The 25,621-nt window shown below is 67.5% G+C and carries 26 protein-coding genes; 8 read left to right on the top strand and 18 right to left on the bottom strand.

Annotation, left to right across the window (positions count from 1 at the left end):
- Positions 1-124: 124 nt before the first annotated feature.
- Positions 125-757 (top strand): MarC family protein, encoded by a 633-nt coding sequence (locus ACFJGT_RS10815; RefSeq protein WP_336813532.1) that lies wholly within the window; start codon positions 125-127, stop codon positions 755-757.
- A 26-nt stretch (positions 758-783) separates the two neighbouring features.
- Here ACFJGT_RS10815 and ACFJGT_RS10810 read toward each other — a convergent pair whose 3' ends face one another.
- Positions 784-1,332, bottom strand: a complete 549-nt coding sequence (locus ACFJGT_RS10810; protein WP_377848518.1) for a GNAT family N-acetyltransferase — start codon at positions 1,330-1,332, stop codon at positions 784-786.
- A gap of 37 nt (positions 1,333-1,369) precedes the next feature.
- The gene (locus tag ACFJGT_RS10805; RefSeq protein ID WP_377848517.1) at positions 1,370-1,699 is read right to left on the bottom strand and encodes a hypothetical protein; all 330 of its coding nucleotides are present in this window, start codon (positions 1,697-1,699) and stop codon (positions 1,370-1,372) included.
- 285 nt (positions 1,700-1,984) lie between these two features.
- Between ACFJGT_RS10805 and ACFJGT_RS10800 the strand changes: the two genes are divergently transcribed.
- The 3 genes from ACFJGT_RS10800 to ACFJGT_RS10790 are packed head-to-tail and all read left to right on the top strand — an operon-like array spanning position 1,985 to position 3,316.
- Positions 1,985-2,299, top strand: a complete 315-nt coding sequence (locus tag ACFJGT_RS10800; RefSeq protein WP_377848516.1) for an ArsR/SmtB family transcription factor — start codon at positions 1,985-1,987, stop codon at positions 2,297-2,299.
- Positions 2,296-2,655, top strand: coding sequence for an SRPBCC domain-containing protein (locus tag ACFJGT_RS10795; protein WP_377848515.1), 360 nt, complete (start codon positions 2,296-2,298; stop codon positions 2,653-2,655). The genes ACFJGT_RS10800 and ACFJGT_RS10795 overlap by 4 nt, the downstream gene beginning before the upstream one ends.
- 49 nt (positions 2,656-2,704) lie before the next feature.
- A complete protein-coding gene (locus ACFJGT_RS10790) occupies positions 2,705-3,316 on the top strand; it encodes an ATP-dependent Clp protease proteolytic subunit (RefSeq protein WP_047582126.1) in 612 nt (203 codons plus the stop codon).
- Positions 3,317-3,334: 18 nt separating this feature from the next.
- On the opposite strand, the gene ACFJGT_RS10785 is transcribed toward ACFJGT_RS10790, so the two are convergent.
- From ACFJGT_RS10785 to ACFJGT_RS10750, 8 genes are all read right to left on the bottom strand, one after another.
- Positions 3,335-4,513 carry a homoserine O-acetyltransferase gene (locus ACFJGT_RS10785; protein ID WP_377848513.1) on the bottom strand — a complete coding sequence of 393 codons (1,179 nt, stop codon included), beginning with the start codon at positions 4,511-4,513 and terminating at the stop codon, positions 3,335-3,337.
- Between the two features lie 83 nt (positions 4,514-4,596).
- Positions 4,597-6,351, bottom strand: a complete 1,755-nt coding sequence (locus ACFJGT_RS10780; RefSeq protein ID WP_377848511.1) for an AsmA family protein — start codon at positions 6,349-6,351, stop codon at positions 4,597-4,599.
- A 96-nt stretch (positions 6,352-6,447) separates the two neighbouring features.
- Complete coding sequence (locus ACFJGT_RS10775; protein WP_377848510.1) at positions 6,448-8,034, bottom strand: ABC transporter permease; 1,587 nt, start codon at positions 8,032-8,034, stop codon at positions 6,448-6,450.
- Between the two features lie 95 nt (positions 8,035-8,129).
- Positions 8,130-9,140 (bottom strand): extracellular solute-binding protein, encoded by a 1,011-nt coding sequence (locus ACFJGT_RS10770; protein ID WP_377848509.1) that lies wholly within the window; start codon positions 9,138-9,140, stop codon positions 8,130-8,132.
- Between the two features lie 494 nt (positions 9,141-9,634).
- Positions 9,635-10,738, bottom strand: coding sequence for a DUF2865 domain-containing protein (locus ACFJGT_RS10765; protein ID WP_377848508.1), 1,104 nt, complete (start codon positions 10,736-10,738; stop codon positions 9,635-9,637).
- Between the two features lie 142 nt (positions 10,739-10,880).
- Positions 10,881-11,291, bottom strand: coding sequence for an MAPEG family protein (locus ACFJGT_RS10760; RefSeq protein ID WP_377848507.1), 411 nt, complete (start codon positions 11,289-11,291; stop codon positions 10,881-10,883).
- A gap of 70 nt (positions 11,292-11,361) precedes the next feature.
- Positions 11,362-12,855, bottom strand: a complete 1,494-nt coding sequence (guaB, locus tag ACFJGT_RS10755) for an IMP dehydrogenase (protein WP_377848506.1) — start codon at positions 12,853-12,855, stop codon at positions 11,362-11,364.
- A 183-nt stretch (positions 12,856-13,038) separates the two neighbouring features.
- The gene (locus ACFJGT_RS10750) at positions 13,039-13,347 is read right to left on the bottom strand and encodes a hypothetical protein (protein ID WP_377848505.1); all 309 of its coding nucleotides are present in this window, start codon (positions 13,345-13,347) and stop codon (positions 13,039-13,041) included.
- A 301-nt stretch (positions 13,348-13,648) separates the two neighbouring features.
- On the opposite strand from ACFJGT_RS10750, the gene ACFJGT_RS10745 reads away from it, so the two are divergent.
- Together ACFJGT_RS10745 and ACFJGT_RS10740 are read left to right on the top strand one after the other, a co-directional pair.
- Positions 13,649-15,088 carry a DHA2 family efflux MFS transporter permease subunit gene (locus ACFJGT_RS10745; protein WP_377848503.1) on the top strand — a complete coding sequence of 480 codons (1,440 nt, stop codon included), beginning with the start codon at positions 13,649-13,651 and terminating at the stop codon, positions 15,086-15,088.
- 37 nt (positions 15,089-15,125) lie between these two features.
- Positions 15,126-15,740, top strand: a complete 615-nt coding sequence (locus tag ACFJGT_RS10740; protein ID WP_377848502.1) for a hypothetical protein — start codon at positions 15,126-15,128, stop codon at positions 15,738-15,740.
- Positions 15,741-15,792: 52 nt separating this feature from the next.
- On the opposite strand, the gene ACFJGT_RS10735 is transcribed toward ACFJGT_RS10740, so the two are convergent.
- The 3 genes from ACFJGT_RS10735 to ACFJGT_RS10725 are packed head-to-tail and all read right to left on the bottom strand — an operon-like array spanning position 15,793 to position 17,894.
- Entirely contained in the window at positions 15,793-16,044 is a 252-nt protein-coding gene (locus ACFJGT_RS10735) for a hypothetical protein (protein ID WP_377848501.1), read from the bottom strand.
- 20 nt (positions 16,045-16,064) lie between these two features.
- Positions 16,065-16,802, bottom strand: a complete 738-nt coding sequence (locus ACFJGT_RS10730; RefSeq protein WP_377848500.1) for an RlmE family RNA methyltransferase — start codon at positions 16,800-16,802, stop codon at positions 16,065-16,067.
- 12 nt (positions 16,803-16,814) lie between these two features.
- Positions 16,815-17,894 carry a Ppx/GppA phosphatase family protein gene (locus ACFJGT_RS10725; protein ID WP_377848499.1) on the bottom strand — a complete coding sequence of 360 codons (1,080 nt, stop codon included), beginning with the start codon at positions 17,892-17,894 and terminating at the stop codon, positions 16,815-16,817.
- A gap of 258 nt (positions 17,895-18,152) precedes the next feature.
- On the opposite strand from ACFJGT_RS10725, the gene glpK reads away from it, so the two are divergent.
- Positions 18,153-19,655: a glycerol kinase GlpK gene (gene glpK, locus ACFJGT_RS10720; protein ID WP_377848497.1), complete on the top strand. Its 1,503-nt coding sequence runs from the start codon at positions 18,153-18,155 to the stop codon at positions 19,653-19,655.
- Here glpK and ACFJGT_RS10715 read toward each other — a convergent pair.
- The 5 genes from ACFJGT_RS10715 to ACFJGT_RS10695 all read right to left on the bottom strand — a co-directional run bounded on the left by ACFJGT_RS10715 (position 19,647) and on the right by ACFJGT_RS10695 (position 25,296).
- Positions 19,647-20,813: a Gfo/Idh/MocA family protein gene (locus ACFJGT_RS10715; RefSeq protein ID WP_377848495.1), complete on the bottom strand. Its 1,167-nt coding sequence runs from the start codon at positions 20,811-20,813 to the stop codon at positions 19,647-19,649. The genes glpK and ACFJGT_RS10715 overlap by 9 nt on opposite strands.
- A gap of 65 nt (positions 20,814-20,878) precedes the next feature.
- Positions 20,879-21,841 carry a substrate-binding domain-containing protein gene (locus ACFJGT_RS10710; RefSeq protein WP_377848494.1) on the bottom strand — a complete coding sequence of 321 codons (963 nt, stop codon included), beginning with the start codon at positions 21,839-21,841 and terminating at the stop codon, positions 20,879-20,881.
- Positions 21,842-21,867: 26 nt separating this feature from the next.
- Entirely contained in the window at positions 21,868-22,881 is a 1,014-nt protein-coding gene (locus ACFJGT_RS10705) for an ABC transporter permease (protein WP_377848493.1), read from the bottom strand.
- Positions 22,868-24,376: a sugar ABC transporter ATP-binding protein gene (locus ACFJGT_RS10700; protein WP_377848492.1), complete on the bottom strand. Its 1,509-nt coding sequence runs from the start codon at positions 24,374-24,376 to the stop codon at positions 22,868-22,870. The genes ACFJGT_RS10705 and ACFJGT_RS10700 overlap by 14 nt, the downstream gene beginning before the upstream one ends.
- Entirely contained in the window at positions 24,373-25,296 is a 924-nt protein-coding gene (locus ACFJGT_RS10695) for an ROK family protein (protein ID WP_377848491.1), read from the bottom strand. The genes ACFJGT_RS10700 and ACFJGT_RS10695 overlap by 4 nt, the downstream gene beginning before the upstream one ends.
- Between ACFJGT_RS10695 and ACFJGT_RS10690 the strand changes: the two genes are divergently transcribed.
- Positions 25,261-25,614: a hypothetical protein gene (locus tag ACFJGT_RS10690; RefSeq protein ID WP_377848490.1), complete on the top strand. Its 354-nt coding sequence runs from the start codon at positions 25,261-25,263 to the stop codon at positions 25,612-25,614. The two genes, ACFJGT_RS10695 and ACFJGT_RS10690, sit on opposite strands and share 36 nt — an antisense overlap.
- The last annotated feature ends 7 nt before the right edge of the window (positions 25,615-25,621 follow it).

Raw genomic sequence — 25,621 nt, 5'->3', positions numbered from 1 at the left:
AGCAAAAATTCCCTGAGCGAATTCAGTATCTTACGGGCGATTTTAAGATGCCTTCCGACGCGCCGCCATATTCCGGCCTTTCTTGGCGCGTGACGGCGGCCCTTGGGCATGCTGATGTGGCGCCATGTTCGTCGAATTCGCCACTGCCGCGCTCGTCACCATGCTGGTGACGCTCGATCCGCCCGGCCTCGCGCCGATCTTCCTGTCGCTGACGCGCGGGATGTCGGAGGGCGAGCGCAAGCAGGTCGCGATCCGCGCCTCGATCATCGCCTTCTGCATCATGGCGTTCTTCGCCGTGGCGGGCGATATCGTGCTGAAGGCGCTCGGCGTCTCGCTGCCGGCCTTCCGTATCGCGGGCGGGCTCTTGCTGTTCTGGATCGCCTTCGAGATGGTGTTCGAGCGCCGGACCGAGCGCAAGCAGCAGACGGCCGAGACCGCGATCACGCAGGATCACATCCGCAATGTCGCGGCCTTCCCGCTGGCGATCCCGCTGATGGCGGGGCCGGGCGCGCTGACCGCGATGATCCTGCTCGCCGGCCGGGCCCATGGCGATCCGCTGCTGTTGGCGACGCTGGCGGTGATCTGCGGACTGGTGGTGCTGTCCTGCCTGCTGGTCTTCCTCACGGCGACGCCGATCGCGAAGCTGCTGGGCGTCACCGGCAATATCGTGCTCACGCGTCTGCTCGGGGTTATCCTGGCGGCGCTGGCGGTGCAGTTCGTGATCGACGGGATCAAGGCCGCCGCGCAGGCGGGGTAAGGTGGGCGCTTCCCCGACAGATTGAACTATCGGGGATTGCTGCTCCAGTCCGAGCGTTGCAGCTCATACCAGACCTCACCCTGTTCCGCGCCTGGGATGTGGGCAGGAAAGTCGGGGAATGTCGTGCGGACGTGTTTCATGCCGAGCTTTTCCATGACGCGGCGCGAGCCACGGTTCACGGCCATGGTGCAGGCGACGATCCTGTCATAGCCGGCGCTGTCGAAACCCCAGGCGACCAGAGCCGTGGCGCCTTCCGAGGCCAGCCCCTGTCCCCAGGCGTCTCGGCGCAGGCGATAGCCGACCTCGGCGAGGGATGCGCTCTCCGCAAACAGGCAGAACCATCCTACGAACGCGCCCGTGGCCGTACGCCGTGCCGTCCAGACATAAGGCTCCGAGCCCCTCGGCATCAGGAAGTTGACGTTCTTCGGGTCGGTCGTCTCATGATCGACCGCGCCGCCGTTGAGGAAATGCATCACCTCCGGATCGCGCTCGAGGCCGATGAAGTCGGCGCGATCATCGGGTGTGCAAGGGCGCAGCGTCAGGGTTGTCGTCTGTAGCACGGCCATCTCAACCATCTCCGCAGGCTCGCATTCTGTCATCAGCCAGAAGTTGTCATTGCTTCGGCCCCACGGTCCCGATCGTCTTCAACCTTGCCGACCTGACCCAGCCGCTGACGTCGTTGCCGGTCCGGGGATTGAGATACATCACCGACGACCAGCCATCGCGCGTCTGCGCATAGGCGATGACCGCGTCCTTCGGGATGATGAAGACGCCTTTCATCGGGCACGCGCTGTCCGGCGCCGAATGGAACTGCAGGCGGCCTGAGCCGGTCACGACCTGGCTCAGCGGTGGCGAGAGGGCGGGAGCCCGGTCCGAGCCGGCCTGCGGCTCCGTACAGGCGGCCTGCGCGGCGTGGGACATAAGCGCCCATGCGAGGAGCATGGCTGGCCCCGTCATCCTCATGGTGTGCTCTTTCGCGCTCCAAGCCGGTTTTGCGAGCACGCTAGAGCATGCCGGTGTGCAACGGAACCGCGCCGTCATCCCGGACAAGCTGCGCAGCAGCGCCGATCCGGGATCCATCGTCGAGTTCCGGAGCCCTTCGATGGATCCGGGGGCAAGCCCGGGATGACGGCGCGATTCCGGGAGCGGCAGCGGGGTGCTGTCACAGGCTAGTGGCCTCCAAAACAACCTCTTGCGATTCACATAAGTTGATGCTTATGTGTCTCCATGATCGAGAACGAGATCTTCAAGGCGCTGGCCGATCCGACGCGGCGCGCCATCCTCGACAAGCTGACATCCGGCAGCCTGAACGCCAGCGCTTTGCGCGAGGGCATGGCGATCAGCCAGCCGGCGATGTCGCAGCATCTCGCGGTGCTGCGCGGCGCGGGGCTCGTCAGCGAGGAGCGGCAGGGGCGCTTCGTCAACTACCGGGTCGATCCGGCGGGACTGGCGCTGGTCGCTCAGTGGCTGACGAAATACCGTGCCTTCTGGCCGGCGCGGATCGACGATCTCAGGACCTTGCTCAAGGAGATGGATCAATGAGTGGCGACGACGGCCAGGCGGGGACAGATCCTCTCGTCTTCGCGTTCCGGTTCGACGAGCCGCCTGAAAAACTCTGGCGCGCGCTCAGCACTCCGGGCCTGCGCGAACACTGGCTGCCCGATGCGGAGCTGGCCGATCCCGAGCCGAGCGTCGTCGAACCGGGGCAGGCGCTCCGCTATCGGATGCGCGACAGCGAGCCGCCCTTTCTGGAAAGCGTGGTCACGTTCCGCATCGACGCCAACGAGGCCGGCGGAAGCAGCCTGCAAGTGATCCATGAATTGACCGATCGGCGTGTCGGGCTGGATCTGATCCCGGCGAACAGCAACGCGCCGCCGGTCATGCGCGCCGCCGCCTGAGGCGGCGCGAAAACCACCATCCATTTCCCTGAGATTTTGGAGTTCGCCGATGCGCGAAGCGATGCAACTCGTCCCTATGGTCGTCGAGCAGTCGAGCCGCGGCGAGCGTTCGTTCGACATCTACTCGCGGCTGCTGCGCGAGCGGATCATCTTCCTCAACGGAGAGGTCAACGACGCGATGAGCGCGCTGGTCTGCGCGCAGCTCCTGTTCCTGGAGGCTGAGAACCCGAAGAAGCCGATCCATCTCTACATCAACTCGCCGGGCGGCGTGGTGACCAGCGGCTTCGCCATGTACGACACGATGCGCTACATCCGCTCGCCGGTGCATACGCTGTGCATGGGCACGGCGCGCTCGATGGGCTCGTTCCTGCTGATGGCCGGGGAGCCGGGCGAGCGCGGGGCGCTGCCCAATGCCAGCCTGCATGTGCATCAGCCGCTCGGCGGCTTCCAGGGGCAGGCTTCCGACATCTTCATCCACGCCGAGGAGATGCGGCAGACCAAGCATCGGCTGACCCGGCTCTATGCCGAGCATTGCGGGCGCAGCTACGAGGAGGTCGAGCGCACGCTCGACCGCGACCGCTTCATGACGGCGGAAGAGGCCCTGGAATGGGGCCTGATCGACCGGATCGTCCACCGGATGGAGGAGCCGGCCGCCGCATAAGCGACCGGCCTCTCTCGGTCACTTCTCCAGGAATGCCCGGATCGCGCCCTCGGTCTGCTTCATCGACATCACGCCGTCGAGATGGCCGCGTGAGCCGTCGATGGTGGCGTGGGTGATGTCGCGCCCGGCAGCCTTCGCCGCCTTCACCGTGGTCGCGACCATGTCCGGTGTGAAGACGAGGTCCTTGGGCTGGGTAATCAGCAGCATCGGCGCCTTGATCTTCGCCATGCCGTCGGCCAGCGAGGTGCCGCCGGCGGCGAAGAGCTGGTTCGCCTTGACCAGATAGAGGAAGTGGTTGGCGTCGGAGATTTTCGCGCGGGCCATGCCGGCATTGTCGAGCACGCTCTGGACCTGAAACTTGTTGGCGAGCGCCTTGCCGGGTTCCTCGCCCTCCTTGGCCGGGCGGCGGCCGAAGGTGGCGTTGGCCCAGTCCTGGTGATTGGCCTGCAGCGTCACCGCCGTCAGCGCCTTGGCGAGGCCGGCGAGCGGGGGCGCCTTGCCGTAATAGTCGCCGTTGTTCCAGTTGGGATCGACCAGGATGGGCGCGGCCCAGACGTCGAGCCAGGCGATCAGCATCGCATCGGCTTCGCCGGCGCCGATCACCGGCATCACCTTGGCGACCATCTCGGGATGGCTCGCAGCCCATTCGAAGGTCTGGAGCGAGCCCATCGAGGGGCCGGCGACCAGCGCAAGCTTCTTGATGCCGAGGCTTTCGACCAGCGCCTTCTGGACCTCGACGAAGTCGCGGACCGTGACGACGGGGAAGTCGAGCCCATAGGGCTTGCCGGTATCGGGATTGATCGAAGCCGGGCCGGTCGTCGTGGTGTTCGGGTCACCGGTGCTGAGATTGACCAGCGTGTCCGAGGACAGGACGAAATATTTGTTGGTGTCGATCGCCTTGCCCGGCCCGATGATCGCGTCCCAATAGCCCGGCGCCGCGTCGCTGGCCGCGTATTTGCCGGCGGCATGCGAGTTGCCGGAGAAGAAATGGCAGATCAGCACGGCGTTGGACTTGTCGGCATTGAGCGTGCCGTAGCTCTCCCAGCCGACGCGGACGTTCTTCAGCGTGCGTCCGCTCTGGGTGGTGAAGCTCGGAAGCTCGAAGACCTTCTTCTCGACCTTGAGATCCTGTGCGTCGGCCATGCCTGCCGTCATCCATCCTGCGAGCGCAAGCGCGCCCATGATCCACATCTTCATCGCTGCATCCTTCCCGCTGCCGCAACAAGCTTCCCACCGCATCAGAGCGGATTTCCGATGCGCGGGAAAGCGGGAGTTCGACGTTAGCGGGTGATCCGCGTCGGCGTGAGGGACGTCCCGGCGGGGCTGAGGAAAGCCTCGGTCTCGATGTCGAAATCCGGAGCGTCGGCCGGCCCCTTGAGCAGGAAGGGCAGCTTCAGGGCTCCGTTGGGGGAGGTCAGCAGCGCGGTCATGTCGAGGGTGCGGGGGCGCAGCGCGGCGCTGCCGGCAAGGTTGAAGCGATAGTTCGCGCCGATCATCTGCGCTTCGGTCAGGGCGAGCAGTCCGCCGGCAATCCCGGCATTGGCGCTGATGGTCTCGTAGGGCGTCTTGCCCTGCCGCCAGTCACGCAGCGCCTGGACCGGGCTGCGCTCGGCGCGGCGGAGCAGTTCGCCGAACGCGACCCCGCCGATCTCGCCCTGGCGGGCGGCCAGATTGATGCGGCCGGTGAAGGATCCCAGCAATTCGTCGAAGGTGCGGCCGACGCCGTCCAGAGCGAGCTGGAGGGTGCCGGTGCCGCTCAGGCGCGCCAGTTGCGGCAGATCGGAAGCCGCCTGGCCGATATTCACCTTGTCGAGCCCGGCCTGGAGCTTGATGTCGACGCCGGCCGGGGTGGCGAGTGCGAGCAAGCGGCTCTTGACGCTGCCGCCATAGGCGCCGGCGCGGAGCAGCCCGGTCTCGAACCGGCCCTTCTTGACGAGCAGATAGGTCGCGACATCGTTGAGCCTGGCGCCCTTCAGGCGGGCGGCATCGACGGAGACGCGCAGGTCGATATCCCGCGCGGTCCAGGCATCGAGATCGAACGGGGTCGTATCCGCGACATCGACCGTCGGGACCGGCAGGCGGTCGACGATGCGGCCGAGATCGAGTGCCGCGCCGGCGAGCGTGCCCGACAGCGCGAAGCGCCCGCCGGTCTCCGCCAGCTTGATCGCGCCATCGAGGCGCTCGCCATCCAGGTTGACGATGGCGCTGTTGAACGAGACCTCGCGCGGCTTCACCTGGATATCGGCCGAGATCGCGACGGCACCGAGCGCCGAGCCCAGGCGCGATTCCTCGCCGAACCAGCCGAGCAGTTTCGGCAACGAAGGGGTCGAGAGCACGAGCGGTCCGCTTATCACCGGCTCGCCGGGGCCGGAGCGGCTGCCTTCGAAGCGCAGCTTCAGCAGGGAGGAGGTCGCCGACAGGGCTGCCTTCGCGTTGCCGCCCACCATCGGCCAGAGCAGGCTCACCTCGGTGGGGATGCCGCGCCAGTTCAGCGAACCGGACAGGGCGAGCGGTTCGTTCAGGCTGCGCTCGTCGATGACGAGGTCGAGATTGCGCACGACGCTCTGGATCGCGCCGTTCGCCCGCAGGAAGACCGAGCCTGCGCTGATGACGATCTTGCTCTGGCTCTGCAGCCGCTCGATTTCGGCGAGCGCGGGACTGAGCCACTCGATGACGCCGTCGCTTCCGTTGGGAACGGCGACGTCGATCCGGGGCGCGATGAGATCGACCCGGTCGAAGCTGAGGCGCCCGCCCAATAACGGCAGAAGGCGCAAATGCGCCTTGACCCGCACGGCCTCGCCGGCAAGCGCTCCGTCGCGCTGGGTGAAGGAAACCTGGGACAGGCTGATGCGCGGCAGCGGCAGCAGGGCGATCTCGGCCCGCTCGATCGCCTTGACGGCGAAGCCGGTCCGCTCCTCGATCGCCTTGATCGCGCCGCGCTGGACGCGCCCGAGCGCGACGTCCCAGGACTGCAAGCCGAGCAGGCCGATGGCGACGACGAGGCTGAAAGCGATGATCGCAGCGCGTCTGGTCATGGACTTCCGAATCGGCACCGGGCCGAAAGTCAGCCAGCCCCCTGGCGGCACAGGGTTTAGGCCGATGCTGAGGGCTTGTCGAGCTTGGAGAGCCGGCTATCCCGTGCGTTCCGTGCCGGTTTTCGCCAGCACGAAGGCCGGATAGAGGCCGGCCAGGATGATCAGGAGCGCCGCCAGCGCCCCGTCCTCGAAGACGCCGCGGGAGGCATGGCCGTAGACGACGGTCGCCAGCGTGTCGATGTTGAGCGGCCGTAGCAGCAGCGTCGCCGGCAATTCCTTGAGGCAGTCGACGAAGACCAGCAGCGCCGCGGCGGCGATGGCCGGACGCGCCAGCGGCCAGTGAATCCGCCGCAGCACCTCCGGGCCGGCGGCACCGAGCGCGCGGGCGGCGTCGTCGATCCGCGGCGAGACGCGCGACAGGCCGCTCTCGACGCCGGAGACGCCGATGGCGAGGAAGCGCACGGTATAGGCGATCACCAGCGCTGCGCCGGAACCGATCAGGATCAGGCCCGGCTTCAGGCCGAACAGGGCGGATGCGGCATCGGCCAGCAGGTTGTCGAAGGCGGCGAGCGGGATGAGCAGGCCGAGCGCCAGCACGGTGCCGGGCACGGCGTAGCCGAGGCTGGCGATGCGGGCGAGGGGCTTCAGCCAGGTCTCGCGGCCGCTGCGGCTGGCGGTTGCGATCCCGAGTCCCAGCGCCACCACCAGCGCAGCAGCGAGGCCGGAGAGCAGTAGCGCGTTGCCGAGAAGGCGCAGCAGCGCCGTGTCGAACTGCTGGAGCAGACCGCGCTGCAGGATTTCGGTGACGAGATAGCCGACCGGCAGGGCGGCGCCGAAGAGCACGGGCAGGGCGCAGGCGAGGGCGGCGAGAGCAGCGCTGCGCCCGTGCAGCGGCCGGCGCGTCACCGGGCGGGGCTGGCGCACCGGCAGGGCGAAGCGCCTCTGCCCGCGCAGCTTCCTCTCGATCAGGATCAGGGCGAAGACGATCAGCAGCATGACGCAGGCGATCTGGGCGGCGCCCGGGAGCGAGCCGCGATTGACCCAGGTTGTGTAGATCGAGAGCGTCAGCGATCTCACGCCGAGATATTCGGTGGCGCCGATATCGTTCAGCGTCTCCAACAGGACGAGGGTCAGGCCGGCGGCGAGCGCCGGGCGGGCGAGCGGCAGGCCGATGCGCCAGAACAGCCGGCCGGGAGCGGCGCCGAGGTTGCGCGCCGCCTCGACGATGCTGGCGCCCTGCACGCTGAAGAGCGCGCGCGTGCTCAGATAGACGTAAGGGTAGAGCACGATGGCCATGATCGCGATCGCGCCGGGCAGGTTGCGAGGGTCGGGGAACCAGTAGTCGCGCAGCGAGCGCCAGCCGGTGGCTGCGCGCAACGCGCTCTGGAGCGGCCCCTGGAAGCCCAAAAATTCGACGTAGATATAGGCGGTCAGGTAGGTTGGCAGCGCCAGCGGCAGCACGAGCAGCCATTCGAGCGAGCGCCGCCCCGGGAAATCATGTTGCGTCACCAGCCAGGCGGTGCCGACGCCGATGACGGCGCAGGCGATGCCGACGCCGGTCAGCAGCAGGGTCGTCTGGACGAGGGCCGTCGGCAGCACGTTGGCAGCGAGATGCGGCCAGATCTCGGCAGCCTGCCGTGACGAGAACGCCGTCGCGACGAGCGCGAGCAGCGGCAGCAGCACGAGCGCTGCTCCGCCGATCGCGGCATACACAAAACGCGTCGACGGCCGCCACCGGAGTGGCGACCGTCGCATCGGGCTGAGCGGCTGGCTCAGGCTCAATTGTCGAAGCCGACCTTGTCGACGAGGTTGGCTGCAGCCTTGCGCTGCTTGGCGACCTCGGAGAGCGTCAGCTTGTCCGGGGTGACGGCGCCGAGCAGCTTCACGGCGGCGGAGTCGGTCACGGCCGCATTGACCGGAAACTCGAAATTGCCGTTCGCATAGAGCGCCTGGGCCTTGTCGCCGAGCATGTACTCGACCAGCTTGACGGCGTTCTCCTTGTTCGGGGCGTTCTTGGCCAGCGCCGCGGCCGACACGTTCACATGGGTGCCGCCGCCGGCAAAGGTGGTCTTGAGCGGCTTGATCGCGTCGAACCAGCCCTTCTGCTCGTTCTTCGCCTCGCTCATCAGGCCGATATAGTAGGTGTTGATGATGGCGATGTCGCAGAGGCCGGACTGGATGTCGCGGGCGACGTCGCGGTCGCCGCCGCCGGGCTTGCGGGCGGCGTTGGCGCGCACGGCCTTGAGATAGGTCTCGGTCTTCTCGGCGCCGTGATGGGCGAGATAGGCAGCAAACAGCGCGTTGTTATAGGGGTGCTGGCCGGCGCGGATGCAGAACTTGCCCTTCCACTTGGGATCGGCGAGGTCCTCATAGGTGATCGCGTCCTGCTTGACGCGCTCCTTCGAGGCGACGACGACGCGGGCGCGCTTGGTCAGCGTCACCCAGTTGTTGTCGGGGCGAAGCTGCGCCGGAACGGTCTTGTCGACCACCTCCGACTTGATCGGCTGGGTGATGCCGGCATCGACCGCGGCGTTGATCTCGCCGACATCGACCATCAGCATGACGTCGGCAGGGCTGTTGGCGCCCTCGGCCTTGATGCGCTCCTGCAGGCCGTCCTTCAGGAAGACCGCGTTGACCTTGATGCCGGTGTCCTTGGTGAAGGCTTCCAGCACCGGGTTGAGCAGGCCCGGCTCGCGGGTGGTGTAGAGGTTCACGCCTTGCGCGACGGCCGGGGCGGCCAGCAGGCAGGAGGACAGCGCCAGGGCGTGGAGATAGGTCTTTGCGATCATTCTTCTGCTCCGTCGTTGGGCGTGATCAGCGCGATGGGCGAGCGATAGAACGCCGCCTGCGGAGCGTCAATGAAGTATTCCTTTGATATCAATGTCTTATAGGGATTCTAGTTTTCTTCTTATTTTGACGAATTCTAATAAATGAGGCATTGCCTTGGAAATGCACGCGGATTTCGGGCGTGATCCAGTCGTACGTCTTTCGGATGAGACGACCTGTCGCGGCGGAAACCGGAAATTTCCTGTCGATCACAGGCGCAATACCAGCTCCCATGATGCACTGGATCGTGCTGACTTTGCGCGGAACCTCCGGTCATCCCGGGCTTGCCCCGGGATCCATCGGGAGGCGCCGAGCCTTACGATGGATTCCGGATCGGCGCGGCTTCGCCGCTTGTCCGGAATGACGGCGTGCTTCCGCGAAAACGAAGCGTGCTCTAGCAGCTGTCATTCCGGGTTCTCCGCTGCGCGAAGCCCCGGAATGACAAGGTGGTCGGACCCTACCGCTGCGGCAGCGAGAGCGGGATCAGGCGGACCGGCTCGCGCGTTGCCGGCTCGACCGTGCCGCGCAGCACGGCGTCGCTGATGACGCTGTCGTCCTGGAGCTGCGCCTCGCGGATCCGCATCTGACGGCGGACGCTGCGGGCCTGCGCCTCCATCCGGGAAATGCCGACCTGTTCGTCGATCTGCCGGCGCTGGGCCTTGCTGAGCTCGGAGGCCGTGCGAAAATCGCGGAAGTCGCGGCGGTTATAGGGCCAGCTTGAACCGCCGGTGAAGGTCGAGACCTTGCCGTCGAGCACGACGCTGTCGCCAGGCCGCAGGGTGATGTCGCGCAGCAGCGAGATGCGCCGCTCGCCGGCCTGGACGATCGCCGGGCGGCAGGCCGGGTCGGACGCCTTCTCGTGGCTGAAGGCCATCGGCAGGGCGCCATAGCGCTTGCCGTCGGCCGCCACGGCGTCGGCGATGCTGGTTCCACCGGCTGCCATCCTGAAGACCTTGACCGGAACGCCCGGGTTCATCGCCGTGCACAGCGCCTCGTGGGCCTTGATGTCGCTGGTCGAGCGGAGATAGCCGATCGGAGCGTGGAAGCCGTCGCAGAGACGCACGCAGAAGGTCTGGGCGCGGTCGGCCGCGCCGGTCAGCGTGTCGAGCGAAGCGCCGGTCGTGCCGGCCGGCCTGCGCTGGCGTTCGGCGGTCTTCTGCGTCGATTTCCGGAAGGGGTTGAGATCGATCGGCGGATGTGCGAGGCGGCCATCCGGCAGTGCCTGCATCAGCGGCAGGCGCCAGCCATTGCCGGAGGGCGCATAGGCATTGGCCTGCGGGGCATAGCGGGTCGAGCTGTAGGTTGCGTTCTGCACGCGCCCCTGCTCACGCCGTGCCGCTTCCTGGATCAGGAATTCGCGCGCGCTGCCCTCGCTCTCGGCCTGGACCATCGAAGCCGTCAGCACGATGCCGCCGGAACCGAGTGCGACCCCGAGCGCGGCAAGCGCCAGCAGGCGTGCCGTGGGGCTGCGCCTTGCGATCTTCCCCTTGCCGGAAACGGCAGCCAGAACCTCACCGTCGCGGGCAAAAACCCGCGCCGGGACTTCACGGACACGCAACATCGCGTCACTCCAAACTACGCTTGTCCACCGTCCGCCGCCATTGGGGGTGTAGTTTACTTTTCGTTAAGCTTCAACGCCTCCGGGCGCGTGATCACGGGAAACGGACGTGATGCTTAACGGGAGAGCGGACGGGGCGCGTCGCTCAGAGCACGGAGATCAGCACTCCGAGCCACATGCAGAACAGCGCGATGCAGCCGATGCCGTAGACCGCGCCGCGCAGGGGCAGGTTGTTGGGGCCGACATGGATCAGGGTGTGGACGACGCGGGTCGCGACATAGAGCCAGGCGAGGAGCGCCATGGCATAGCCGGTCGCGCCGGTCTCCATCGCGACCATCACGACCGCGAAGAAGATCACCGGCGATTCGAACTGGTTGGTGAAGTTCGCTGCCGCGAGCCGTGCGGGCACGGGGTAGCGCTCGGTCGAGACCGACACCTCGTCGGGCCGGACGGCGCCACTGGTGAAGGCAGCCTTGCGGCGCCAGGCCAGGATGACGCCGACGACGAAGATCCAGAAGATCATCGCCAGCGTCGGGTAGATGAGCTTGAGAGTCATGGTTGCGCGTCGCCTCGTGCAGTGCCGGCCTGGATAGTTCAGGCCAGTGCTGCACGAAGCCGGCGCGGACTCAAGAGCGGGTCGGGTAGTTCGGGCTTTCGCGCACGATGGTCACGTCATGGACATGGCTCTCGCGCAGGCCGGCGCTGGTGATGCGGATGAAGCGGGCCTTGTTGCGGTAGTCCTCGAGGTCCTTGCCGCCGACATAGCCCATCGCGGCGCGTAAGCCCCCGGCGAGCTGGTGCAGCACGTTCGAGACCGGGCCCTTATAGGCGACCTGGCCCTCGATGCCCTCCGGCACGAGCTTCAGCGAATCCTTGATGTCCTGCTGGAAGTAGCGGTCGGCCGAGCCACGCGCCATCGCGCCGACCGAGCCCATGCCGCGATAGGCCTTGTAGGAGCGGCCCTGGTACAGGAAGGTTTCGCCGGGGGTCTCGTCGGTGCCGGCGAGCAGCGAGCCGACCATGGCGCAGGAGGCGCCGGCGGCGAGTGCCTTGGCGAGGTCGCCCGAATACTTGATGCCGCCATCGGCGATGACCGGAACGCCGGCCTTCACGCCGGCCGAGGCGGCATCCATGATCGCGGTGAGCTGGGGCACGCCGACGCCCGCGACGATGCGGGTGGTGCAGATCGAGCCCGGGCCGATGCCGACCTTGATGGCGTCCGCGCCGGCATCGATCAGCGCCTGGGCGCCGCCGGCGGTGGCGATGTTGCCGGCGATGACCTGGACCGAATTCGAGAGCTTCTTCACCCGGCTGACGGCTTCCAGCACCTTGGCCGAGTGGCCATGGGCGGTGTCGACGACGATCAGGTCGACGCCGGCATCGATCAGCATCTCAGAGCGCTCGAAGCCCTGGTCGCCGGTCGTGGTGGCGGCGGCGGCTAGCAGCCGGCCATGCGCGTCCTTGGCGGCGTTCGGATGGGCGACCTGCTTCTCCATGTCCTTGACGGTGATCAGGCCGATGCAGCGGTAGTGATCGTCGACGACGAGCAGCTTCTCGATGCGGAACTGGTGGAGCAGGCGGCGCGCCTCCTCCGGGTTGACGCCCTCGCGCACCGTGATCAGCCGCTCCTTGGTCATCAGCTCGGAGACCGGCTGGGCCGGGTTCTGAGCGAAGCGGACGTCGCGATTGGTGAGGATGCCGACGAGCTTGCCCTTGTGGCCTTGCGGGCCGCGCTCGACGACCGGAATGCCGGAGATGCCGTTGTTCTTCATCAGCGCCAGCGCATCGGCCAGCGTCTCGTCGGGATGGATGGTGATCGGGTTGGCGATCATCCCCGATTCGAACTTCTTGACGAGGCGGACCTGCGCGGCCTGCTGGTCGGCGTCGAGATTGCGATGGATGACGCCGAGGCCACCGGCCTGCGCCATGGCGATCGCCATGCGGGCCTCAGTCACCGTATCCATGGCCGAGGCGATGATCGGCAGGTTCAGCGAGATGGTGCGGGTGAGCTTCGTGCGGATATCGACATCCGCCGGCATGACCTCGGACGGGCCGGGCTCGAGCAGCACGTCGTCGAAGGTGAAACCGTCGCGAATCAGACCGTCGAGGGAAAGCGTCATCGTCAACTCCGACGCCGGGCAAGGCCGGCTTTTCAAAGGGGCAGGGCGAAAGGCCCAGTGCCGAGTTGACGAGGCCCGTTAGCATGGGCCGGCTGAGACCGCTAGTGCTCGGTCAGGGATTCTTTTTGCAGTGCGGAAACGGCGCCGGCATGTGGCCGTGCCGTTTCCGCAGCGTCGTCGGCGTCAGCGAGCGCGGCCAACCGCGGCCGGCGCCTCCGGCGCGAAGCCGAAGCAGCCGATGCGGGCGATGCTCTGGTCGCCGGAACCGGCCATGCGCTGGCAGGTCTGCAGGCGTTGGCACATGTCGTAGCGCATGGCCTCGCCGGCGCTTTGCGGTATCGATTTGAACTGGCAGCCGGCTTGCCAGCTGGTCATGCCGGCTGCTGCAGCAGGAGGCGCCCAGCTTAGGCCGGCAGCAAGGGCGAGACCGAGGACGGCCAGGCCGGGCGACAGGCGGCGGGCGGCGGTGAAAACAGGTGAAATATGGGTCATGGCGCTTCTCCGGACGTGAACGGCGCGCGCCCCTCGCGACGGCCCGGTGCGACCGGGCCTCACGGAAATGGGGGTGCCCTCGCGCCCGAAGGAGTGAAGCTGACGCATGGCGGCGTTGTGCGTGCTGCCGGGGCATAATCCAGGCGCATGGCGGAAGCGCGCGGGTCGCGGGCAAATCCGGCCGCAGACCGAGATTTCGCTCTCGTCTCTCCGTGCACATCGCATTAATAGCCGAGCTTATGATTTCAAGCGCGCCTAATTCGACGGGCGCGGCAAGTCCGAAGTCCTAAGGTCCGCAACCTTGCAGCGCTCCAAACTCCTGCCCCTGATCGTCGCCTGCGCGCTGTTCATGGAGAACACCGATTCGACGGTGATCGCGACCTCGCTGCCGGTGATCGCGAAATCGCTGGGCGAGGACCCGATCGCGCTGAAGCTGGCGCTGACCTCCTATCTCGTCAGCCTCGCCGTCTTCATCCCGATCTCCGGCTGGATGGCCGATCGGTTCGGGGCGCGCACGATCTTCCGCTCGGCGCTCTGCGTCTTCATGCTGGGCTCGCTGCTCTGCGCGGTGTCGAGTTCGCTCGGCGCCTTCGTCGGCGCCCGCTTCATCCAGGGCATGGGCGGGGCGATGATGGTGCCGGTCGGGCGCCTCGTCATCCTGCGCAGCGTCAGCAAGTCCGAGATCGTCGGCGCGCTCGCCTATCTGACGATTCCCGCGCTGGTGGGGCCGGTCGTGGGGCCGCCGCTGGGCGGCTTCATCACCACCTATTTCGACTGGCGCTGGATCTTCCTGATCAATATCCCGATCGGCCTCGTCGGCATCGTGCTGGCGAGCCTGTTCTTCGAGGATATCCGCGAGGAGGACGTGCCGCCGCTCGATATCCGCGGCTTCCTGCTTTCCTCAGGCGGTTTCGCCAGCCTGATGCTCGGGCTCAATACCGGCGGGCGGCATCTCGTGCCGGAGGCGGTGTCCTATGCCTGCGTGCTCGGTGGCGCGGCGGCGCTTGCCGCCTACTGGTTCCATGCGCGGCGCGTGCCCTATCCGGTGCTCAACCTGTCGCTGTTCCGGATTCCGACCTTCCGGACCGGCGTGATCGGCGGCTCGGTCTTCCGGACCGGCATCGGCGCGATTCCGTTCCTGCTGCCCTTGATGCTGCAGCTCGGCTTCGGGCTCGATGCGCTGCAGTCCGGCCTGATCACCTTCGTATCAGCCGCTGGCGCGCTCATCATGAAGACGCTCGCGAAGACCATCCTGGCGCGCTTCGGCTTCCGGCGGGTATTGACCGTCAACGCCGTGATCGGTGCCGCCTTCCTCGCGGCTTCCGGCCTGTTCACGCCGACGACGCCGCACGCGATCATCCTCTCCGTGCTGCTGGTGGGCGGCTGCTTCCGCTCGCTGCAATTCACCGGCATCAACGCGTTGAGCTATGCCGATGTCTCCAATCGGGAGATGTCGAGCGCGACCTCGATGTCGAGTGTGGCGCAGCAGCTCTCGCTCAGCATCGGCGTGACGATCGGGGCCTTCGCCCTGGAGACCACCCATGCCCTGCATGGCGGCAAGGCGCTTGCGGCCGGCGATTTCTGGCCGGCCTTCCTGATCGTCGGGCTCATCTCGGCCTCGTCGGTGTTCTGGATGGTGCAGCTCGCGCCGGATGCCGGCGCCGAAGTGTCCGGCCATGTCCCGGTCAGCGCGCGCAAGGTCACCGCCGAGGCGATCGCGGAGCAGAAGCCGCTCGATTAGCTTGCCAAGCTTGGTCGACGTGCCGCAGGGTCAAGGCATGCAAGCCGCGCCCTCGGACGAGACGCGCTACACGCTCTGCGTCGGCGACGGCGCGGCCCGGCTCAAGCTGGCCGAAACCGAGCTGACGCTCAGCGGCGAAGGCATCGCCTATGAGCTCGATGGCCGCTCCGGCTTGCGCTCCTTCGCCAAGCTGACCAGCGTGCGCCTTCAATCGGTCAATGGCGGGCCGCGAGCACCCTGGGAAGCGCTGGCCGAACTGACCTTCTCGTCAGGCCGGCCGCTCTTCGTCCATTCCAGCAGCCCCTGGGGCGTGGACGATCCGCAGCGCGATACCACCTTCATCGCCTTCGTGGAGGACCTGCATCGCCGCCTCGTGGCGGGTGGGCATGGCCATGTCGCGTTCCGGCGCGGCATTCCCGAGGGACGCCATCGCTTCCTGATCGTGGTCGCGCTCATCGCCGCCGTCATCTTCGGCGGAGCCGGATTGATGGTGCTCTATATCGGCCTGAGCGGCAGGGCCGGCTTCTTCGAAATCGTTGGACCGCTCTTCGGCCTCGGCGGCTTCGGCTTCTGGATCTGGGCCTCCGTGGTCCGGAGCGCGCCGGGCAGCTACGACCCGCGCCATCTGCCGCGCGATGTCTTTCCCGAGTGACCGGAGTATCGGCTTCGTCCGAGAACCGCGTCACACTTTTCGGGCCGATGCTCTAGAACCCGCAGGCCAGGCACTCGGCGCCATCGGACGTGCGGTATTCCGCCTTCCAGTAATGGGGGTCGTTCAATGTGGCATAGGCGATGCCGGGCGGTGCCGGATAGCGCTTCCTGAAGGGGCGGGCGAGCTGGACGAAGAGCCGGCAATCCGGTGGCCAGTCTCCGACGCTCAGGACGGAGTTTCCGCGCGCAAGCTCGGCATCGAGGATCGCCTGAAGCGCCGGGACCATGCGGGGCAGGGGCTGCATGGCTGCCTCACCGGTATCGTTCAGGCGCTTTCGCCTTCCGGCCGCTGCTGCCGGCGATAGCCGGTCGCCAGCACATAGAGTTCCGAGGAATCGGCACGGCTCGCCGCCGGCTTGACGTTGCGCACCGTGGTGAAATCGCGCTTCAGCATGGTCAGGAGCTCGGCGCTGTCGCCGCCCTGGAACAACTTGGCGAGGAAGAAGCCGCCCGGCGCCAGCACGTCATGCGTGAATTCGACCGCGGCCTCGGCGAGCGCGATGATCTTCAGGTGGTCGGTCTTCTTGTGGCCGGTGGTGTTGGCTGCCATGTCGGACATCACGCCGTCGGCGCGGCCGCCGAGGCGTTCCGTCAGCAGGGCGGGCGCTTCCTCGGCCATGAAATCCATCTGGATCAGGTCGACGCCGGGGATCGGGTCGACGGCCAGCAGGTCGATGCCGACGATATAGCCCTTGCCCTGTTCCAGCCCGATGCGCTTGGCCGCGATCTGGCACCAGCCGCCCGGCGCGCAGCCGAGATCGACGAGCCGCTGGCCGGGTTTCAGGAACTTGTAGCGGTCGTCCATCTCCTCGAGCTTGAAGGCCGCGCGCGAGCGATAGCCCATCTCCCGGGCCCGCTTCACATAGGGGTCGTTGAGCTGGCGCTCGAGCCAGAGCTGCGAGGAATGCTTGAGCTTGCCGGCCTTCTTGACCTTGACGCGCATGTCGCGCGCGCCGGCCGGCTTGCCGCCGCCGCCTTTGCCGCCAGATTGTCCGCTGCTCATCGCCTCAAAAGCCTATTTCCGCCGCCACCAGGCGCGGTCCTCATGCATCATGCGCAGCAGGATGCCCTCGCGCAGGCCGCGATCGGCGATGCGGACGCGCTCGCTCGGGAACGCGCGACGGATCGCCTCGAAGATCGCGCAGCCGGCCAGCACCAGATCGGCACGCTCGCGGCCGATGCAGGCATTCGCCGCCCGGGCGGCATAGTCCATCTCGATCAAGCGGTCGATCACCGTGAGGATGTCGCGCTGATGCATCCACAGCCCGTCGACCTCGCGCCGGTCATAGCGCGGCAGGTCGAGATGGATGCCGGCGACCGTGGTGACCGTGCCGGAGGTGCCGAGCAGGTGGAAGCTGCGCGCGTCCTTGGCTCCGGCCGCCTTCTTGGCGAAGGGTGCGAGCGCCTGCGTGCAATCCTCGACCATGCGCTCGAACAGTTCGCGGCTGACCTCGATGCCGCCATAGCGTTCGGCGACGGTGACGACGCCGATCGGCAGCGACGCCCATTCGCGGATGCGGGCGGCAGGGTCGCGTGCCTCGCTGCGGCCGCCGAGCCAGATGATCTCGGTCGAGCCGCCGCCGATATCGAAGACGATGACGCTTTCCGCCGCCGGATCGGCCAGGGCCGCGCAGCCGGAGACGGCGAGCGCGGCTTCGGTACGCTGGTCGATGACCTCCAGCGCCAGTTCCGCCTCAGCCGCGACGCGGCGAATGAAGTCGAGCCCGTTGGTCGCGGCGCGGCAGGCCTCGGTCGTGACGAGGCGGGCGCGCGTGACGCCGCGATTCGCCATCTTGCCGCGACAGATCTTCAGCGCCTCGACCGCGCGGTCCATCGCGGCATCGCCGAGGCGGCTGTTTGCGCCCAGGCCCTCGCCGAGGCGCACGATGCGGGAGAAGGCATCGACGACGCGAAAGCCGTGCTGCGCCGGCCGGGCGATCAGCAGGCGGCAGTTATTGGTGCCGAGATCGAGCGCGGCATAGGTCGCGCCCGGCGGGCGCGAGGCGGCAGGCTGTTCGAAGCTCCTGAACGGCGCGCCAACCGGGATGGCGCCGGCCCGTTGCGGGTCGGCGTCAGATCTCTGTGGCCGCGCCATAGACACGACCTCCCGTTGTTGCCGGTCCTCGACCGCCACTGATTCAACCCTTCAACCTGTCCGATACCGGGGCACGGACAGCGGCCGCGACACGGCGCGGCCCTGCTTCGTAACGAAGCTAACTACAGGGCAGGCGACATGCCAAGCAGAACCTTGCCGGGCGGGAGACTTGCCGGACATCGGCATGGGACGCGCTTGCGCGAAGCCGGGCTGATCGGCCAGTCTCCGCCGACCAATGAGACCGGGCAGGGAACCGACATGGCCGCCAGACACATCCTCGCCATCGACCAGGGCACGACCTCCTCGCGGGCGATCCTGTTCGATGCGTCGCTCGGCGTGGTGGCCAGTGCCCAGCGCGAGTTTCCGCAGCATTTCCCGGCCTCGGGCTGGGTCGAGCACGAGCCGGAGGATATCTGGGAGAGCGTGCTGGCGACGGCGAGGGAGGCCATCGCCAAGGGCGGCCTGAGCGCTGCGGACATCGCCGGCATCGGCATCACCAACCAGCGCGAAACGACGCTGATCTGGGACCGCCGCACGGGCCGCGCCATTCATCGTGCCATCGTTTGGCAGGACCGGCGGACGGCAAAGGCCTGTGCGAATCTCGTCGCTGCCGGCCATGAGAACCTCGTCGCGGAGCGGACCGGCCTGCGCATCGATCCCTATTTCTCCGCGACCAAGATCGCCTGGCTGCTCGACAACGTCCCCGGAGCCCGGCGCCGGGCGGAAGCCGGAGAGCTCGCCTTCGGCACGATCGACTGCTTCCTGCTCTGGCGTCTGACCGGCGGGGCGGTGCATGCGACCGACGCGACCAATGCGGCGCGGACCATGCTGTTCGATATCGGCCGCGGCGTCTGGGATTCGCAATTGCTCGACCTGTTCGGCATTCCGGCTGCGCTGTTGCCGCAGGTGCGCGACTGTGCCGCGCATTTCGGCGATACCGCGCCCGAGTTGTTCGGGGCGCCGATCGCGGTGCGCGGCATGGCGGGCGACCAGCAGGCCGCTACGATCGGGCAGGCCTGCTTCTCGCCCGGTATGGTGAAATCGACCTATGGTACCGGCTGTTTCGCGCTTCTGAACACCGGCGACACGCCGGTACGCTCGAAGCACCGCCTGCTCAGCACCGTCGCCTATCAACTCGGCGGCAAGCGGACCTATGCGCTGGAAGGGTCGATCTTCATCGCCGGCGCGGCCGTGCAATGGCTGCGCGACGGGCTCGGCATCATCGAGAAGGCGAGCGAGACAGGCCCGCTGGCCGAGGCCGCCGATCCCGAGCAGGACGTCTATCTGGTGCCGGCCTTCGTCGGCCTGGGCGCGCCGCATTGGGACGCGCATGCACGCGGCGCGATGTTCGGCCTCACCCGCAATTCAGGCCCACGCGAATTCGCGCGCGCTGCGCTGGAAAGCGTCTGCTACCAGACGCTCGACCTCGTCGAGGCGATGCGGGCCGACTGGCCGGAGGCCGGAGCCGGCAAGCAGTCCGTGCTGCGTGTCGATGGCGGCATGGTCGCCTCCGACTGGACGATGCAGCGCCTCGCCGACATCCTCGACCTGCCGGTCGACCGGCCGAATGTGCTGGAAACGACGGCCTTGGGCGCCGCCTATCTCGCCGGGCTTGATGCCGGGCTTCTGCCGGAGCCTGGTCGTTTCGCCGATATGTGGCGGCTGGAGCGGCGCTTCTCGCCGGCCATGGCCGCAAGCGAGCGCAAGCGCAAGGTCAACGGCTGGCGCGACAGCGTGCGGCGGACGCTGAGCTCAACCTGAGAAGGGCAACCAGCGCCGCTCGGACGAAGAAGCCACCGCGCATTCGGTGAAGCGCACGCCGCGCGCGCCGTCGCCGACCGTCGGATAGTCGGCGTCGAGCGGATCGGCCGTCGTGCCGGCCTTGCGGGCGCGGATATCGGCGAAGACGCCGCGATAGATATTGGCGAAGGCCTCGATGAAGCCCTCGGGATGGCCTGCCGGAATCCGCCCGGCGCGGCGCGCCGATTCGCAGAGCCAGGGCGAGGCGCGGGTGAAGATTTCGGTCGGCCCCTCGCGGCGATGATGGACGAGTCGGTTCGGCTCCTCCTGCCGCCATTCCAGCGTGCCGTCCTCGCCGGAGACGCGCAGGCGCAGGTCGTTCTCCAGCCCGGCATTGATCTGCGAGGCGACCAGCACGCCGCGCGCGCCGCCCTTGAAGCGCAGCAGCATGCTCGCATCGTCGTCGAGCGCACGGCCGGGCACGAGCGCGCCAAGATCGGCGACCAACTCCTCGATCTGGAGGCCGGTCACCGTCGCGACGAGGTTTTCGGCATGGGAGCCGATATCGCCGAGCGCGCCGGCGATGCCGCTGCGGGCCGGGTCGGTGCGCCAGCTCGCCTGCTTGTTGCCCGTCGCCTCCAGTGCGGTGGCGAGCCAGCCCTGATTGTACTCCACCACGACCTTGCGCATGCGGCCGAGCGCGCCCGAGCGCACCATCTCGCGTGCCTGCCGGACCATCGGGTAGCCGGTGTAATTGTAGGTCACGCCGAAGGCGGTGCCGCGCTTGGCGACGGTTTCGACCAGCGTCGTGGCCTGCGCGCCGGTATGGGTCAGGGGCTTGTCGCAGACGACGTGGAATCCGGCTTCCGCGAAGGCCTGCGCGATCGGGAAATGCGTGTCCGTCGGCGTGACGATGACGACGAGGTCGACGCGCTCCGAGGCCGGGCGGGCGAGCTCGGCTTCAAGCAAAGCCTGCCAACTCGCGTGATTATGGGCATCGGCCAGGCCAAGCGCCCGGCCGGATTCGCGGGAGCGCTCCGGCGTCGAGGAGAGTGCGCCTGCGGCTAGTTCCGCCTGTCCGTCGAGTGCGATGGCGTGGCGGTGCACGGCGCCGATGAAGGCATCGCGGCCGCCGCCGATCATGGCATAGCGCAGCCTTGGCGCGTATTCGTCGTTCATCGCGTGACCTAATGCCCTGGGAGATGCGGCCGCCGCCGGAGCGGCGGCCAGTGGGTGCTGCCCGCTCAGAACGGCGAGTCGGGGTGGTAGAACTCCTTGGCGTTGCTCTTGTCGATCAGCACCGAGGGGATGATCGTCGTTGCCGGCAGCTTCTCGCCCTTCAGGCGAGCTTCCGCTGTCAACTTGATCGATTCATAGATGAATTTCGGGGAGTAGCTGACATTGGCCTGGATGCGCGGGTCCTTGCCGTCGAGGATGATCTTGACCATGTCCTTGGCTCCGGCGCCGCCGAAGATCACCTTGATGTCCTTGCGCCCGGCCTGGTCGATGGCGCGGATGGCGCCGAAGGCCATGTCGTCATCGGCCGCCCAGAAGGCGTCGATCTCCTTGAAGCGCGTCAGGAAATCCTGCGTGACCTTGTAGGCGTCGTCGCGGTTCCAGTTGGCGTATTTGGCGTCGAGCAGCTTGATGTCGGGATGGCCCTTCAGCACGCCGTTGAACGCGTCCATGCGCTCGTTGTCGAGCGTGGTCGGGATGCCGCGGAGCGCCACGACATTGCCTTTGCCGCCGAGCGTCTTGGCGATGTACTCGGCCGGGATCTTGCCGAAGGCGGTGTTGTCGCCGGCGACATAGGCATCCTGCGCCGAGGTATCGGTCAGGCCACGGTCGACCACCGTCACATAGGCACCCTTCGCCTTCACATTGGCGACCGGCCGGGTCAGCGCCGCCGATTCGAAGGGGAAGACGACGAGCGCGTTGATCTTGGTGACCGTGCTCAGGTCCTGGAGCTGGTTGGCCTGCTCGACGGCGTTGGCGGCGGTGCGGATCGTGATCTTGAGGTCTTTGTGCTTGGCCTCGAGATCCTTCTTCGCCTGGTTCGCCCAGTAGTTGATGCCGCCCATGAAGCTATGGGTCGCGGCCGGAATGGAGACGCCGAGGTTGACGGGTTCGGCCGCCGCGCCTGTTGCGGCGAAGGCGAGGCCCGCGGCGGTGGCGAGCATCAGGCTGCGTCTGGTCTGCATGGACATCGCTTCTCTCCCTGTATGGCCAACCTTCAGCGGCGGCCTTTCTGCAAAAACGCGACAGTGATGATGACGAAGCCCTGCACGGCAGCGTTCAGGTAGACGCTGATCAGGCTCGTCAGGTTGAGGATGTTGCTGATCACCGAGAGCAGGATCGCGCCGATGACCGTGCCGGTGATGCTGCCATGGCCACCTTTCAGCGCGGCGCCGCCGACGATGACCGCGGCGATGGCCTCCAGCTCCCATAGCAGGCCGGTTGTCGGCGAGGCCGAGCCCAGGCGGGGCACATAGAGCAGCGTGGCGATGCCGACGCAGAGCCCCAGCAGCATGTAGGTCAGGATCTTGACGCGCTCGACATCGACGGCGGCGTAGCGCGCGACCGTCTCGTTGGAACCGATCGCCTGGACATGCCGGCCGAAGATCGTGCGGTTCAGGATCAGCGCGCCGAGCAGCGCGACCAGCAGGAAGACCCAGACCGGGATCGGCACGCCGAGGAGGCTGGCGTAATAGACCGGCGCGTAGAGATCGGCGAGCGCGTTTTCCAAGGTCAGCGCGCCGCCATCGGCGAAATAGGTGAGGTATGCCCGGTAGATGCCGAGCGTTCCTAAGGTGACGATGAAGGGCTCGATCCGGCCCTTCGCGATCAGGATGCCGTGCAGAAGGCCGAAGACGCCGCCGAGCACCACCGCGAGTGCGGCCCCGCCGATCACCGCCAGCAGCGGCGAACCGAAGGCGCCGGCCGCCCAGTTGATGAAGAGGATGACGCAGCCGGCGATCAGCGCCGCCATCGAGCCGACCGAGAGGTCGATGCCGCCGAGGATGATGACGAAGCACATGCCGACCGCGATGATGCCGATGAAGGCCGTGCGGGTGAGCACGTTCAGCGCATTGTCGAGCGTCGCGAAATCGCTGTTCAGCATCGCGCCGGCCGCGCAGAGTAGCACGAGGCCGATGACGGGCCCGAAGGCGGCGATGCGGTCTCCGAGCGGGACGGCTGCCTCGCGGGTGCGGGCCTCGGCGCGCTCTGCGGCTTCAGGCTGCGACATGGCGGGTCCCCGTGGCATGGGCGATCATCGTCGCTTCGGTCATCTCGTCGCCTTCCACCGTCGCGACGAGCCGACCCTCGCGCATCACCGCGACGCGATGGGCGAGGCCGATCAATTCGATCAGCTCCGAGGAGATGACGATCAGGGCGAGCCCCTGGGCGGCGAGTTTCTGGATCAGGAAATAGATCTCGCGCTTGGCGCCGACATCGACGCCGCGCGTCGGCTCGTCGAGCACCAGCACGCGCGGTTCCGGGTGCAGCACCTTGGCGAGCGCGAGCTTCTGCTGGTTGCCGCCCGAGAGCGAGGCGGCCTTCATGCCGAGCGAACCGGCGCGGATGCCGAACTCGCTGACGGCGGTTTCGAGCGCGCGCTGTTCCGCCTCGTGGTCGAGCAGCGGCTTGGCATAGCGCTCAAGCGCCATCAGGGTGAGGTTGGGGCGCAGCGGGAAGTCGACATGCAGGCCCTTGCCCTTGCGATCCTCGCTCAGATAGGCGAGCCCATGGCGGGTGGCGTCGCGCGGCGAATTGAGCTGGATCGGCTTGCCGTCGCGTCGGATCGTGCCGCTGCCCGGCCGCAGGCCCAGGATGCCTTCGAAAAGCTCGGTACGACCGGCGCCGACCAGCCCGGCAAAGCCGAGGATTTCGCCCGGCCGCACCGCAAACGAGATGTCGCTGGCCCAGCCCGGTACCGAGAAGCGCTCGACCGATAGCGCCGGTGGGACATTGGGATCGGCAGCGATCTTCTCCGGAAAGAGGTCGGCGATCTCGCGCCCGACCATCATCGTCGCCATGGCGTGGCGGGTGAGCGAGGCGGTCGGCGCGCGGCCGACGAAACGGCCGTCGCGCATGACGATGACCTCGTCGGTGATGCGCTCGACCTCGTCGAGCTTGTGCGAGATGTAGACGACGGTGATGCCCTCGGCCCGCATCCGCTCGATCAGGGCGAAGAGGCGTCCGGCTTCCGATGGCGTCAGCGTCGCGGTCGGCTCGTCCATGATCAGCAGGCGGGTCTTTCGCGAAAGCGCCTTGGCGATCTCGACGAGCTGCTTCTCGGCGACGATCAGGCGGCGCACCGGCGTATCCGGCGCGCGTGCCAGCCCGACCTGCGCCAGGGCTGCCTCAGCCTCGCGGCGCATCGCCTCCTCGTCGAGCAGCCAGCCCTTGCGGCGCTCATGGCCGAGGAAGATGTTGCCGGCGATGGTCAGGTCATCGGCCAGGTTGAACTCCTGATGGATCAGGACGATGCCCGCGGCTTCAGCCTCGCGCGATCCGGCGAAGGCGACGGGCGCGCCGTCGATCAGAACGCGGCCCTCGCTCGGATGCTCGTAGCCGGACAGGATCTTCATCAAGGTCGACTTGCCGGCGCCGTTCTCACCGAGCAGGCCGTAGACCTTGCCGGGTTCGAGGTCGAAGGAGACGCCGTACAGCACCTCGACCGGGCCGAAGCGCTTGAAGATGCCGTCGAAGGCGACGGCGAGGCCTGCGGTCGCGTTCATGCCGGGCCTCCGCTGCGCAGTGCCTCGCGCATGGCGAGCACGCCGGCACCGATCAGCCCGGTCTCGGGGCCGAGCGGGGCCGAGGTGATTTCGAGATGGCGGGTTGAAAGGGCGAGCGAGCGCTGGTTCACGCTCTGGCGGATCGCGGCGAGGAACATCGGGCCGATCGCCGAGACACCGCCGCCGATGAAGATATGCGAGGGGTTGTAGAAATTGACCAACGCGGCGAGCACCTGGCCGATCAGGCGGCCGGATCGGCGCACGATCGCGTCGGCCTCGGCATCGCCGGCCCGGCTGACGGCGCCGATATCGGCGGCTTCGAGCTGGCCCTTTGTGGTGAGGCGCTCGGCCAGTGCAGGGCTGCGGCCCGATTGGGCGGCCTCCATGCCCATCGCGACGATGGCCGGCGCCGCGGCCATTGCCTCGACGCAGCCGCGATTGCCGCAGCGGCAGAGCGGCCCTTCCGGATCGGCGCAGATATGGCCGATATCGCCGGCCGAGCCGGTGGAGCCGCGATACAGTTCGCCATGGCAGACGATGCCGCAGCCGATGCCGGTGCCGACCTTGATGACAAGGAAATTCTCGATCTGCTTGCGTTGGCGCCAGAGCACGCCGAGCGCCATCAGGTTCACGTCATTGTCCACGAAGATCGGCGCATCGGTGATCTCGCGCAGGTCCTCGCGGATCGCATAGCTGTCCCAGCCCGGCATCAGCGGCGGATTGACGAGCTGGCCTGCGGCGAAATTGACCGGGCCGGGCACGCCGATGCCGACCGCGAGCACGCGGTCCGGCGCGATGCCGTTCTGGGCGAGCATCGCCGGGAGAAGGGTGCGCAGGCGGGCCATGATCGGGCCGGGGCCGGCCTCGACATCGGCTTCCTGCGCATGGCGGGCGATGATGCCGAGATCAGGGCGGAGCAAGGCGATATCGAGGCTGGTCGCGCCGATATCGATGCCGACGAGCACGCCGATGCGGCGATGGACGCAGAGGGTCTCGGGCCGCCGGCCGCCAGTGGAGTGCTGGACGCCGGCTTCGTCGAGCAGGCCTTCCTCGATCAGGCCCGCCGCGATCGCATTGGTCTTGCTGCGGGAAAACTGCAGGCTATCGGCGAGCGCATGGCGGGCGGCGCCCCCGGACCAGAAGGTGGCCTCGAGCAGCGCGAGCTCATCCGGGCTCAGCCTGTGCCAGGGCAGGGCGATCGCAGCCTCCTGTCGTTTCCCGCTCGGCCTTTTTGGTGACCGTTAG

Origin of the sequence: Allobosea sp. UC22_33 (assembly GCF_042700715.1) — a bacterium.
Taxonomy (GTDB): Bacteria; Pseudomonadota; Alphaproteobacteria; order Rhizobiales; family Beijerinckiaceae; genus Allobosea.
The sequence above is the reverse complement of the archived record's forward strand: the minus strand, read 5'-3'. Positions and strand labels throughout refer to the sequence as shown.